Source organism: Paraburkholderia rhizosphaerae (genome assembly GCF_004366595.1).
Taxonomy (GTDB): domain Bacteria; phylum Pseudomonadota; class Gammaproteobacteria; order Burkholderiales; family Burkholderiaceae; genus Paraburkholderia; species Paraburkholderia rhizosphaerae.
The window spans coordinates 164874-176770 of the sequence record NZ_SORE01000009.1 but is presented as its reverse complement, the minus strand read 5'-3'; the positions used below and the strand labels follow the sequence as shown (position 1 = coordinate 176770).

At 64.7% G+C, this 11897-nt stretch carries 12 protein-coding genes; 7 read left to right on the top strand and 5 right to left on the bottom strand.

All coding sequences use genetic code 11. The features are described 5' to 3' along the window. Nucleotides 1–5: 5 nt before the first annotated feature. On the bottom strand, nt 6–590 hold the full coding sequence (locus BX592_RS14100) for a YceI family protein (protein WP_134192402.1): 585 nt from the start codon (nt 588–590) through the stop codon (nt 6–8). 8 nt (nt 591–598) lie between these two features. After that, nucleotides 599–1168 carry a cytochrome b gene (locus BX592_RS14095; RefSeq protein WP_134192401.1) on the bottom strand — a complete coding sequence of 190 codons (570 nt, stop codon included), beginning with the start codon at nt 1166–1168 and terminating at the stop codon, nt 599–601. A gap of 442 nt (nt 1169–1610) precedes the next feature. Between BX592_RS14095 and BX592_RS14090 the strand changes: the two genes are divergently transcribed. From BX592_RS14090 to BX592_RS14070, 5 genes are all read left to right on the top strand, one after another. Beyond that, on the top strand, nt 1611–2297 hold the full coding sequence (locus tag BX592_RS14090; RefSeq protein WP_134192400.1) for a paraquat-inducible protein A: 687 nt from the start codon (nt 1611–1613) through the stop codon (nt 2295–2297). Nucleotides 2298–2304: 7 nt separating this feature from the next. Next, a complete protein-coding gene (locus tag BX592_RS14085) occupies nt 2305–3006 on the top strand; it encodes a paraquat-inducible protein A (RefSeq protein WP_134192399.1) in 702 nt (233 codons plus the stop codon). Further along, a complete protein-coding gene (locus BX592_RS14080) occupies nt 3003–4643 on the top strand; it encodes a PqiB family protein (RefSeq protein WP_134192398.1) in 1641 nt (546 codons plus the stop codon). The genes BX592_RS14085 and BX592_RS14080 overlap by 4 nt, the downstream gene beginning before the upstream one ends. Then, nucleotides 4640–5377, top strand: coding sequence for a PqiC family protein (locus BX592_RS14075; RefSeq protein ID WP_134192397.1), 738 nt, complete (start codon nt 4640–4642; stop codon nt 5375–5377). The genes BX592_RS14080 and BX592_RS14075 overlap by 4 nt, the downstream gene beginning before the upstream one ends. A gap of 205 nt (nt 5378–5582) precedes the next feature. Continuing rightward, nucleotides 5583–6854, top strand: a complete 1272-nt coding sequence (locus tag BX592_RS14070) for a THUMP domain-containing class I SAM-dependent RNA methyltransferase (protein WP_134192396.1) — start codon at nt 5583–5585, stop codon at nt 6852–6854. Nucleotides 6855–6911: 57 nt separating this feature from the next. On the opposite strand, the gene BX592_RS14065 is transcribed toward BX592_RS14070, so the two are convergent. The 3 genes from BX592_RS14065 to BX592_RS14055 are packed head-to-tail and all read right to left on the bottom strand — an operon-like array spanning nt 6912 to nt 9872. Continuing rightward, entirely contained in the window at nt 6912–8366 is a 1455-nt protein-coding gene (locus BX592_RS14065; protein WP_134192395.1) for an NAD(P)(+) transhydrogenase (Re/Si-specific) subunit beta, read from the bottom strand. After that, nucleotides 8363–8689: an NAD(P) transhydrogenase subunit alpha part 2 gene (locus BX592_RS14060; RefSeq protein WP_134192394.1), complete on the bottom strand. Its 327-nt coding sequence runs from the start codon at nt 8687–8689 to the stop codon at nt 8363–8365. Before BX592_RS14060 ends, BX592_RS14065 begins: the two co-directional genes overlap by 4 nt. A 40-nt stretch (nt 8690–8729) precedes the next feature. Next, nucleotides 8730–9872: a Re/Si-specific NAD(P)(+) transhydrogenase subunit alpha gene (locus BX592_RS14055; RefSeq protein ID WP_134192393.1), complete on the bottom strand. Its 1143-nt coding sequence runs from the start codon at nt 9870–9872 to the stop codon at nt 8730–8732. A gap of 275 nt (nt 9873–10147) precedes the next feature. Between BX592_RS14055 and BX592_RS14050 the strand changes: the two genes are divergently transcribed. Together BX592_RS14050 and mnmA are read left to right on the top strand one after the other, a co-directional pair. After that, nucleotides 10148–10624 (top strand): NUDIX hydrolase, encoded by a 477-nt coding sequence (locus tag BX592_RS14050; protein WP_134192392.1) that lies wholly within the window; start codon nt 10148–10150, stop codon nt 10622–10624. A gap of 22 nt (nt 10625–10646) precedes the next feature. After that, entirely contained in the window at nt 10647–11789 is a 1143-nt protein-coding gene (gene mnmA / locus BX592_RS14045) for a tRNA 2-thiouridine(34) synthase MnmA (protein WP_134192391.1), read from the top strand. Nucleotides 11790–11897 lie beyond the last annotated feature (108 nt).

Sequence of the window (11897 nt, the reverse complement as noted above, 5' to 3'; positions counted from 1 at the left end):
CTGCGCTACTTTCCCGCCCCTACCAGATGAAACCGGATCACGACATCGTCGGCGACCACCGACGTGTCTTTCCATTCGCCGAGGCCGACGTCGAACTGCGAGCGTTTGATCGTCAGCGACCCGTCGAACGTATGCGCGGCACCTTGCGTGGCCACCGTCACCGGCACCACCACCGTCTGCGACTTGCCTTTGATCGTCAGCTTGCCGGTCACGTTGAACATGTCCGTACCGGCCGGTGCGATCGCGCTCGAAACAAAGGTCGCGTTCGGGTAGGTTTTCGCATCGAACCAGTCCTTGCCGCGCACCTCTTCGTTATAGGTATCGTCGCCGAGGTCGTAGCTCGTCATGTCGACATTGACCTGCGCGCTGCCTGCCGCCGGCTTCGCGGCGTCGAACGCGAGCTGCGCGGAAAACCGCGTGAACTTGCCTTCGACAGGCACGTTCATCTGCTTCGAGGTCGCGGTGATCGTGCTATGCGCGGCGTCGATCTGCGCGAACGCATCGGTGGCCGATAGCGCGAGCGCCAAAGCGGCGACGATAACCCTCGCGGTCGATACCTGAAGCCCTAACCGTTGCGCACAAGCTTTCATGGTTATCCTTATTTGATGAACGGAATCATCCTCGACAGCAGTCCGTCGCGATCAACCCATTGATGCTTGAGCGCCGCGGCGACATGCAGCACGAACAGCACGAGCAGCGTGTAGTTAAGCGCGATATGCACGTTCTTCAGCACGACCTTGAGCACCGGGTCCGGGGCAATCAGCCGCGGCAGCGGCACCAACCCGAGATAGACGACCGGCACGTTGGCCGCGAGGCTATACAGATAGCCGGACACCGGAATCAACACCATCAGCACGTATAACGCGAGGTGCGTGTACTGAGCGGCCGCACGCTGCCAGCCGGACATGCCTGCAGGCAGCGGCGGCGCGGCGTGAGTGGCGCGCCACGGGATGCGCAGCACGACCAGCGCGAACACCGTGACGCCGATCCATTTATGCCACGAAAAGTAACGGAGCTTGGTCGGCGTAAAGCCGGGGATGTTGGTCATCACCCAGCCGAGCAAAAAACCGCAGATGATCAGCAACGCGACCAGCCAGTGAAAAGCGATGGCCGTGCGCGTATAGCGCAGACCTGCATCACGCGCGGCAAACGACGAGAGATGCGCCATCACAGGCCTCCCGTGCAGGGAATCGCGATTGTGTGTGTTAAACGGCGCGGCCGCTTGCGTTATTCCCGTCGATGCACGTCGCATCGCGTGCGGCCTGAACCATCGACGCCATGCTACTCCACCCGCCGCCCATCGACGCAAGCCGTCGGAGTAAATGCGGACGCAGCGGTCCGGATCTTGCTGGTCCCGCTCGAGCTCAACGCCAGCGAACATTCGTCGAGCATGCCAATCGGCCAGCAACGCGGGAAAGCAGGTACATCGTGACGACGGCACCCTATCCGGTGACGGAAATGCGCGTTTGATACTATGTCGCCAGGATTTTTCCGTCTGCTGTTATCACCAGCCTCACCGTTGGCCGCCGCGCGCGTAAGCAGCCCGACTCCATGCGCGACGACGATTGATCGCCGAATCCGCTTCTTCTAACGTTTTGCTTCTTGCCTGCATGGAACAAGACCGCCTGATTGCCTGCCACGACTGCGATGCGCTGTTTCAGAAGCCGCGCCTGGGCCGCCGGCGCCTCGCGCGTTGTCCGCGCTGCAAGGCGGTGCTATACGGCAGCACATCCGGAAGGCTCGATCCGATCTGCGCGATGACAGTTGCCGCACTGATCACTTTCCTGATCGCGCAAGGGTTTCCGATTCTCGAACTGAACACCAACGGCATCACGTCGCAAACAAGCCTTTTTGGCGCGCTCCAGGTGCTGTGGTCCGAAGACATGCAGATCGTGGCCGTGATGGTGTTCTGCTCGACGATGCTCTTTCCTCTGATCGAACTTGTCGCATTGCTGTACGTGCTGCTGTCGGTGCGGGCGGGCTTCGTGCCGCCCGCGTTCCATCAGGTGATGCGCGCGATCCAGTTCGTCCGGCCGTGGGGCATGATCGAAGTATTCATGCTCGGCGTACTGGTCACGATCGTCAAAATGACCAGCCTTGCGCGCGTGATCCCGGAAGCCGCGCTGTTTGCTTTCGGCGCGCTGACACTGATGTTCGCGGTCGTCGTCACCTTCGAGCCGCGCACGCTGTGGGACATCGCCGATACGCTGACAAAGCACAGGACACGTCAAACCCGGCGCCGTACGCAAAGCACCACGCAACCGCCGGCGAGCGGCACCGCGCCGCGTCAGGGATGACCGTCCGATGAAATACCTGACGGCCTCGCGCGCCGGTTTGATCGCTTGTCATGCATGCGCACGCGTGCAGCGACGCGTGCGCGCGCAACCAAACGGCGCGCCGCAGCGCTGCGAACGCTGCGGCGCCGCGATGCACCGGCGCAATCCGGACAGCCTGATGCGCACGTGGGCGCTGCTGATCGCCGCCGCGGTGCTGTACATCCCAGCGAACCTGCTGCCTGTGCTGCACACGACATCGCTGGTCGGCACCGAGAACGACACGATCATGAGCGGCGTCGTCTACTTCTGGACGTCCGGCGACTGGCCGCTCGCAGTCATCGTGTTCGTCGCGAGCATTCTCGTGCCGATGATGAAGCTCACCGTGCTCGCGCTGCTAACGATCACCGCGCAGCGCCGCTCGCGCTGGCGGCCGCACGAGCGCACCGCCCTCTACCGGATCGTCGAGCGGATCGGCCGCTGGTCGATGCTCGATATTTTCGTCGTCACGATGACCGTCGCGCTGGTCCGCTTCAAGTCGCTTGCCGAAATTACCGCGGGCCCCGGCGCACTCGCGTTCGGCTCGGTCGTCATTCTGACGATGCTCGCCTCGATGCAATTCGACCCACGGCTGATCTGGGACAACATCGACACCGGTCCGCCGCCACGTCGCCGGGAACCCGCACCCAACACGGATAGCACCACCTCTCCTTCCCAGGACCCGCACCCATGAATCGTCCACAAGACCCGACGCCCGATGCGCCGCGCCACGATCCGCCCGGACCGGACGTACCCGAGCCCGAAATCGACGCGCGCCGCCGCTGGCTGCCGTCGCTCGTGTGGGTGATTCCGCTGATCGCCGCGCTAATCGGCGTCGCACTGGTGGTTCAGTCGATCTACGAGCGCGGCCCGACCATCACGATCAGCTTCACCAGCGCGGAAGGGCTCGAGCCAGGCAAGACGAAGGTGAAGTACAAGGACGTCGACATTGGCTTCGTGAAGACCATCAAGCTCGCGAACAACCATTCGCGCGTGCTGGTGTATGTGCAGTTGTCGAAGGAAGCCGAAGACTTTGCGGTGAAAGACAGCCGTTTCTGGGTCGTACGGCCGCGTATCGGCGCGAGCGGCGTGACCGGTCTGAGTACGCTGCTATCGGGTTCGTATATCGGCGTCGACGGCGGGCGATCGACCGAAACCCAAACCGAATTCGTCGGCCTCGAAACGCCGCCGGCGGTCACCTCCGACCAGAAGGGGCGACAGTTCACATTGCGTGGCGAATCGCTCGGCTCGATCGATATCGGCTCGCCGGTGTTTTACCGGCGCGTGCAGGTCGGCCAGGTCACCGGCTTTTCGCTTGACAAGGACGGCACCGGCGTGACGGTGCAGGTGTTCGTCAGCGCGCCGTTCGATCAATACGTCGGCAGCAACTCGCGCTGGTGGCATGCGAGCGGCGTCGACCTGCGGCTCGATTCGAGCGGTTTCAAGCTCAATACGCAGTCGCTCGCGACCGTGATTGTCGGCGGTCTTGCGTTCCAGTCGCCGCCTGGCCAGGCGGTCGGCGTGCAGGCGCCGAACAACATGACGTTCCGCCTTGCCGACGACCAGACCGATGCAATGCGTGAGCCGGACGGCGAACCGGTGCGCGTCGTGATGAACTTCAACCAGTCGCTGCGCGGACTGTCGGTCGGCGCGCAGGTGGACTTCCGCGGCATTGTGCTCGGCCAGGTGACGAGCATCGGCGTCGAATACGATCCGAAGGCGCGCAACTTCACGATGCCGGTGACGATGAACCTGTATCCGGACCGCTTGCGCAGACGCACCCGCGAAGCGTTGCCGGCACCCGGCACGAAGTCGAGCAACGAGCTGCTGCAGGCGCTCGTCCAGCATGGTCTGCGCGGCCAGTTGCGCACCGGCAATCTGATCACCGGCCAGTTGTATATCGCGCTCGACATGTTCCCGAACGCGGGCAAGGTGAATGTCGACATGGCGCACGAGCCGCTCGAGCTGCCGACGATCCCGAACACGCTCGACGAACTGCAGCTGCAGATCGCGGATATCGCGAAGAAGCTCGACAAGGTGCCGTTCGACCAGATCGGCATGAATCTGAACACCGCGCTCACGCACGCCGACAAGCTGTTCTCGCAACTCGACACCGAGGTGCTGCCGCAGGCACGCGACACGCTCACCGCGGCGAAGCAAACGTTCGGCTCGGCGCAGGCGACGCTGCAGCAGGATTCGCCGATGCAGTCCGATATCCATCAGGCGCTGCAGGAGCTGACCCGCACGCTGCAGTCGCTGAACGCGCTGGCCGACTATCTCGAGCGCCATCCCGAATCGCTCGTGCGCGGAAAACAAGGAGATAAACCATGACGTTCGCGTGGCTCACCCGTTCGTTGCGTGCGCCGCGCGGCGCGCTGACGGCATCCGGCAAAACGGCTGCGGCCGGTGCGTTGTGCGCGCTCGCGCTGGCGCTGGCCGCGTGCTCGTCGCCGGCGAGCCGGTTTTATACGCTGAGCACCGGCGAGACGTCGGCGGCAAGCGCCGCCGCCGTCGCGAATCCGGCGTTTCTGATCGAAGTCGCGCCGGTCGACGTGCCGCCGCAAGTCGCGAAAAACCAGTTTGTCGTGCAAACCGGCGACACGCAGGTGCGCGTGCTCGAGCAGGAACGCTGGGCCTCGCTGCCGGGCGACGAAATCCGCCGCGCGCTGTCGAACTCGCTAACGCGGCAACTCGGCACAATCGACGTGTTCGGTACGCCGTACCCGGACCGCGTGCCGGTTTATCGCGTGAAGGTCAACGTGCAGCGTTTCGAATCGTGGCCTGACTCGCATGCGCTGATCGACGCGGTATGGAGCGTGCGCTCGGTGCGCACGGACGCGCTGCTGACCTGCCGCAGCATCGCGAACGTGCCAGTGGGCGACGGTTTCGATGCACTGGCAGCCGGGCACCAGCGCGCGGTTCAGCAGATTTCGACCGGGATCTCCGACGCAGTGCGCACGCTCGCCGCGAGCCCGGCGCGCGGCGCCGCGCTCACCTGTCCGGCGGCTTCCAAAGCCGCGCTGCCCGTGATACCTGTTGCGCCCAAGACGGGCGCCGGTAGCTAATACGATCGCGACGACGCGGCACGGCGAGTGCGCGGCGATCGATGCGCCGCCGACACGCCGTCCCGCGCGGCGCTCATCCATCGCGGTTCATGCGAAACGGCCGAGGCGCCCGGAGGGAGCCCCAGCCACGACCGCGTACAATGGCGGCTTATTCCAAGCCTGACCCACCACGCTGAACGCGTCCAACGCCCTGCGGCCCCGCCCCATGTCTTTCGACTTTTTCGTCCCCTGCCCCCGTGGTCTCGAAGCCGCGCTTGCCGCTGAACTCGCTGAAATCGCCACACGGCATCTGAATGGCGCGCCATTCACGGCGGGCGATCAGGTGCCCGGCGGCGTGCATTTCCACGGCGGCTGGGCAGCCGGCATGGCGGCAAATCTGCATTCGCGGATTGCCAGCCGCGTGATGCTGAAGATCGCGCAGCGTCCGTACCGCAACGAGCAGGACGTCTACGCACTCGCGCTCGAGCAGCGCTGGGAGCAGTGGTTTTCCGCCAATGAAACGCTGCGCGTCGACGTCACCGCGATCAAATCGCCGCTGCGCAGCCTCGAATTCGCGACGCTGCGTGTGAAGGATGCAATCTGCGATCGCCTGCGCGATGTGAGTGGCGCGCGGCCCAGCATCGACACCGGCGCACCCGACGTGCGCGTGTTCGCGTTTCTGACCGCGACCGACTGCACGCTCTATCTCGACACTTCCGGCGAACCGCTGTTCAAGCGTGGCTGGCGCCTCGACAAAGGGGCGGCGCCGCTGCGCGAGAATCTGGCAGCAGGCATTCTGCGGCTGACCGGCTGGACGCCCGGCACGCCGCTATACGACCCGATGTGTGGCAGCGGAACGTTTCTCGCCGAAGCGGCACAGGTCGCGCTGAACGTCGCGCCGGGCGTCGAACGGCGTTTCGGCTTCGAGCGGCTCAAGCAATACGACATCAGCGCATGGCAAACGCTGAAGGTCGCGGCGCAAGACGCGAAGCGCGCTGCTCGAGCCAGCCGCACCGCGGACCTGCAGATCTTCGGCAGCGATATTTCCGGGGATATGCTCGACAAAGCGCGTGCGAATTTCGAACGCGCCGGATTTTCAGCGCTGCCGCTCAAGCAGGTCGATGCGCGCGGGATGACGCCGCCTACTGACAAGCCCGGCATTCTGGTTGCGAATCCGCCGTATGGCGAGCGTATTGAAGTACGCGGCCGCGGCCCGCGCGGCGAGATGCGCGCGACCGGCCGCGACGAGCGCGACGAAGGCTTCCGGCGCACGCACGCCGACACGCCCGATAGCGAGTTCTTCCAGTCGCTCGGCGACGCGCTCAAGCAGCGCTTCACCGGCTGGCGTGCGTTTATCCTGACGTCCGACCGCAAGCTGCCGGGCCAGTTGCGTCTGCGGGAATCGGCGAAGACGCCGCTCTACAACGGCGCACTCGAATGCCGGCTGTTCCGCTTCGATCTGGTCGCCGGCAGCGTCAAGCAGAAGCCGGCGTCCTGACACGATGACGAGCAAACGCGCACGCCCGCGCCATGGTGCGGGCGTCGCGCTTCACGCTCATTCGACTGACTTCACCATATCCTCGATCACCTTCTTCGCATCGCCAAAGACCATCATCGTCTTGTCCATGTAGAAGAGATCGTTGTCGAGCCCTGCGTAACCCGCCGCCATCGAGCGCTTGTTGACGATCACCGTGCGCGCCTTGTACGCCTCGATGATCGGCATCCCCGCGATCGGCGACTTCGGATCGTTTTTCGCCGCCGGATTGACCACGTCGTTCGCGCCGAGCACCAGCACGACATCGGTCTGGCCGAACTCGTTGTTGATGTCGTCCATCTCGAAGACGAGGTCGTACGGTACTTCCGCTTCCGCGAGCAGCACGTTCATGTGGCCCGGCATGCGGCCCGCGACCGGGTGAATCGCATAGCGCACGTCGATGCCCTTCTCGACCAGCTTGTCGGTGAGTTCCTTCAACGCATGCTGCGCACGCGCAACCGCGAGTCCGTAGCCCGGCACGATCACCACCGTCTCCGCATTGCCGAGCATGAACGACGCGTCTTCGGCCGAGCCGGACTTCACGGGGCGCTGCTCCTGCGCGCCGCCCGCAGCCGCCGCGCCGGGCTCCGCGCCGAAGCCGCCGAGCAGCACGTTGAAGAACGACCGGTTCATCGCGCGGCACATGATGTACGACAGAATCGCACCGGACGAACCGACCAGCGAGCCAGCGATGATCAGCATCGCGTTGTTCAGCGAGAAGCCGATGCCCGCGGCGGCCCAGCCCGAGTACGAGTTCAGCATCGACACGACCACCGGCATATCCGCGCCGCCGATCGGGATGATGATCAGCACGCCGAGCACGAACGCAATCAGCGTCATGATGATGAACGGCAGCCACGACTGCGTCAGGAAGAAGATGATGCCGAAGCCGATCATCGCGAGCGCGAGCAGCAGGTTGATCGTGTGCTGGCCCGCGTAGACCACCGGCGCGCCCTGGAACAGCCGGAACCTGTACTTGCCTGACAGTTTGCCGAACGCGATCACCGAACCGGAGAACGTGATCGCGCCGACGAACGTGCCGATAAAGAGCTCGATGCGGTTGCCGTATGGCAGGAAGTCCGGATACGGCGCATCTTCAGCGGTCAGGCCGAACGCGGACGGCTCCGATACCACCGCGTACGCGATGCACACGGCCGCGAGACCGATCAGCGAGTGCATCGCCGCGACCAGTTCCGGCATCTTCGTCATCTCGACGCGCGCGGCGATAAACGCGCCGATCGCGCCGCCCACCACCAGTCCACCGAACAGCAGTCCGAGGCCAAGCGGCAAGTCCGAGCCGAGCAGCGCGGCCTGCTTGACGATCAGCGCGATGGTCGTGACGATCGCGATCGCCATCCCGACCATGCCGAACACGTTGCCCGCGCGTGCGCTTTTCGGGTTCGACAGCCCCTTCAACGCCTGGATAAAGCACACCGACGCGACCAGGTACAGCAGCGTAACGACGTTCATGCTCATTGCGCGCCCTCCTTCGCCGGCGCGGCGAGCTTCTTCGGCTCCTTCTTCTTGAACATCTCGAGCATGCGCCGGGTCACGAGAAAGCCGCCGAACACGTTGACCGCCGCCAGCGCAACCGCGATCGTGCCGAACAGCTTGCCCGGGCCGACCGTCAGCCCCGCCGCGAGCATCGCGCCGACAATCACAATCGCCGAGATCGCGTTGGTCACCGCCATCAGCGGCGTATGCAGCGCGGGCGTGACGTTCCAGACCACGTGATAGCCGACGTAGATCGCCAGCACGAAAATGATCAGGTTGATCACCGTATGGTTGATGACTTCCATCGCCGTTTCTCCTTATGCGGTGCTTACCGGATGATCGCGATCAGGCCGCGCGCACGACTGCGCCGTCGCGCACGAGCAGCGTCGCCGCGACGATGTCGTCCGCCAGATCGATATTGAGCGTGCCTTCCTTCGTGACAATCAGCTTCATGAAGTCGAGCAGGTTGCGCGCATACAGCGACGACGCGTCGGCCGGCACCATCGACGCGAGGTTCGTAAAGCCGGCCAGCGTCACGCCGTGCTTCGTGACGACCTTGTCCGGTTCGGTGAGCGGACAGTTGCCGCCGCGCCGGCCGTCGAACTCCGCGCCGCGGCCGGCTGCGAGGTCGATCAGCACCGAGCCGGGTTTCATCGCCTGCACCGTTTCCACGGAGATCAACGTCGGCGCGGGGCGGCCCGGAATCAGCGCAGTCGTGATCACGATGTCGGCCTGCCGCGCGCGCTCATGCACAAGAGCAGACTGGCGCACGAGCCATGAGGGCGGCATCGGCCGCGCGTAGCCGCCGACGCCTTCGGCCGCTTCGCGTTCCTCGTCGGTTTCGTACGGCACGTCGAGAAATTTCGCGCCGAGCGACTCGATCTGCTCTTTCACCGCGGGACGCACATCGGACGCTTCGATCACCGCGCCGAGACGCTTCGCGGTCGCGATCGCCTGCAAGCCCGCGACGCCCGCGCCCAATATCAGCACGCGCGCGGCCTTCACGGTGCCGGCTGCCGTCATCAGCATCGGCATGAAGCGCGGATACAGGTCCGCGGCGAGCAGCACCGCCTTGTAACCCGCGATGTTCGCCTGCGACGACAGCACGTCGAGGCTCTGCGCGCGTGTCGTGCGCGGTGCCGCTTCGAGCGCGAACGCGGTGACGCCCGTCGCCGCCAGCCGCGCGGCGTTGTCCGCATTGAACGGATCGAGCATGCCGACGAGCGTCGCGCCGCGCTTCATCAACGGCAGTTCGGCTTCGGTCGGCGATTGGACTTTGAGAATGAGATCGGCGGCGAAGGCGCCCGCCGCATCGGTAATTTCCGCGCCAACGGCCACATATGCGTCGTCGGGAAAGCTCGCGGGCGCCCCGGCGCCACTTTGCACCGTCACCCGGTGGCCCTGCGACACATACTTTTTGACCGTCTCGGGGGTCGCGGCGACGCGGGTTTCGTACGCGCGCGTCTCGGCTGGCACTCCGATGTGCATCGTGAACTCCTCCTCGACCTTCTTGTTTGACGGACTTGCCGACGAGGGCTCGCCGGCTTGCTCAATGCAACGGCTACTGTGTCACTTTAACCGAAACCCCGGCGCGCGAGCCAGATTTGTCGGGGCGCCGGGCCGGCGCCAGATTTCATGCGGGCCGTGGGCTCGTGGGCAAAACGCGGCAGCCGGCAAATCAGAGTCAAGCGGCAGATAAGCGGCCAGCAGGCGGCCGGCAGGCGCCGCGCGGCGAAACCTCATAAACGGTAAAATAGCGGCCCATGAAACCGGAAACCTGGGCTCCGCACGTGACGGTCGCCGCTCTCGTCGAGCGCGACGGGCGCTTTCTGGTCGTCGAGGAACACACGCCCGCCGGGCTGCGGTTGAACCAGCCGGCCGGGCACCTCGAAGCGGGCGAAACGCTCGCCGAGGCCGTGGTTCGCGAGACGCTCGAGGAAACCGCGCACCCGTTCACACCCGACGCGCTGGTCGGCGTCTACATGACGCATTTCGCGCGCGCGGACAGCAGCGGCACGACGTATCTGCGCTTTACGTTCTGCGGATCGGCCGGCGCGCCCGAGAACCGCGCACTCGATCCGGACATCGTCCGTGCGGTATGGATGAGCGCCGACGAATTGCGCGCGTGTCCCGAACGGCATCGCACGCCGCTCGTGATGCGCTGCATCGACGATTACCTCGCGGGCCGGCGTTTCCCGCTCGACTTCGTGCACACGCATTCGGTCGGGCCTCCCCGATAAAGAAAGCAGCAGGCACAACGAGATGAGCAAGCAGAAAGTCGTAGTAGGCATGTCGGGCGGCGTCGATTCGTCGGTGACCGCGTGGCTGCTGAAGGAACAGGGCTACGACGTCGTCGGCCTGTTCATGAAGAACTGGGAAGACGACGACGACAGCGAATACTGTTCGACCCGCGAGGACTGGATCGACGTCGTGTCGGTAGCCGATCTGATCGGCATCGACGTCGAAGCGGTGAACTTCGCCGCCGAATACAAAGACCGTGTGTTCGCCGAATTCCTGCGCGAATACTCGGCTGGCCGCACGCCGAATCCGGACGTGCTGTGCAATGCGGAAATCAAGTTCAAGGCGTTCCTCGATCACGCGATGTCGCTCGGCGCGGAAACGATCGCAACCGGGCACTATGCCCGCGTGCGCGAAGTCGACGGGCGTTTCGAATTGCTGAAGGCGAAAGACCATACGAAGGATCAGTCGTACTTCCTGCACCGGCTGAACCAGGCGCAGTTGTCGAAAACGATGTTCCCGCTCGGCGAGATTCCTAAAACGAAAGTACGCGAGATCGCCGAAAAGATCGGTCTGCCGAATGCGAAGAAAAAAGATTCGACCGGCATCTGCTTTATCGGCGAGCGGCCGTTCCGTGAGTTCCTGAACCGCTACCTGCCAACCCAACCCGGCCCGATGAAGACCGCCGACGGCAAGCGGGTCGGCGAACATATCGGCCTCGCGTTCTATACGTTCGGCCAGCGTAAAGGCATTGGCCTGGGCGGCAGCAAGGACGGCAGCGGGGAGCCGTGGTTCGTCGCGGGCAAGGACATCGCGTCGAACACGCTTTACGTCGCGCAGGGTCATGACCATCCGTGGCTGCTCAGCGAAACGCTGATCGCCGGCAACACGAGTTGGGTCGCGGGCGATGCGCCGGCCGAAGGCTTCGCGTGCGGCGCGAAAACGCGTTACCGGCAAGCCGATGCGGCGTGCACGTTCTCGCACGCCGGAACGCAGCCGGGACAGTTCTCGCTGCATTTCGACGACGCGCAATGGGCCGTCACACCCGGACAATCCGCGGTGCTCTACGATGGCGACATTTGCCTGGGCGGCGGCATCATCGAGCATGCGGCGACCGCGCAGCCTGCGACGCAGGCGCGTCGCGATACCGCGCTCGCCGCGCGCTGAAGGGGAATTGTCGAAGCTGCCAAAGCGCAGGCGAACGCGATGGAAGATGCGATAGGTGTGCGCAACCCGGGTTTCGTACCCCGGGCTTCGCATGCCGCCCGCGCGTAG

What these genes read in the sequence shown, in the direction of transcription:
- BX592_RS14100 (WP_134192402.1), bottom strand. Translation starts at nt 590, where the DNA reads ATGAAAGCTTGTGCGCAACGGTTAGGGCTTCAGGTATCGACCGCGAGG.
- BX592_RS14095 (WP_134192401.1), bottom strand. Translation starts at nt 1,168, where the DNA reads ATGGCGCATCTCTCGTCGTTTGCCGCGCGTGATGCAGGTCTGCGCTAT.
- BX592_RS14090 (WP_134192400.1), top strand. Translation starts at nt 1,611, where the DNA reads ATGGAACAAGACCGCCTGATTGCCTGCCACGACTGCGATGCGCTGTTT.
- BX592_RS14085 (WP_134192399.1), top strand. Translation starts at nt 2,305, where the DNA reads ATGAAATACCTGACGGCCTCGCGCGCCGGTTTGATCGCTTGTCATGCA.
- BX592_RS14080 (WP_134192398.1), top strand. Translation starts at nt 3,003, where the DNA reads ATGAATCGTCCACAAGACCCGACGCCCGATGCGCCGCGCCACGATCCG.
- BX592_RS14075 (WP_134192397.1), top strand. Translation starts at nt 4,640, where the DNA reads ATGACGTTCGCGTGGCTCACCCGTTCGTTGCGTGCGCCGCGCGGCGCG.
- BX592_RS14070 (WP_134192396.1), top strand. Translation starts at nt 5,583, where the DNA reads ATGTCTTTCGACTTTTTCGTCCCCTGCCCCCGTGGTCTCGAAGCCGCG.
- BX592_RS14065 (WP_134192395.1), bottom strand. Translation starts at nt 8,366, where the DNA reads ATGAGCATGAACGTCGTTACGCTGCTGTACCTGGTCGCGTCGGTGTGC.
- BX592_RS14060 (WP_134192394.1), bottom strand. Translation starts at nt 8,689, where the DNA reads ATGGAAGTCATCAACCATACGGTGATCAACCTGATCATTTTCGTGCTG.
- BX592_RS14055 (WP_134192393.1), bottom strand. Translation starts at nt 9,872, where the DNA reads ATGCACATCGGAGTGCCAGCCGAGACGCGCGCGTACGAAACCCGCGTC.
- BX592_RS14050 (WP_134192392.1), top strand. Translation starts at nt 10,148, where the DNA reads ATGAAACCGGAAACCTGGGCTCCGCACGTGACGGTCGCCGCTCTCGTC.
- mnmA (WP_134192391.1), top strand. Translation starts at nt 10,647, where the DNA reads ATGAGCAAGCAGAAAGTCGTAGTAGGCATGTCGGGCGGCGTCGATTCG.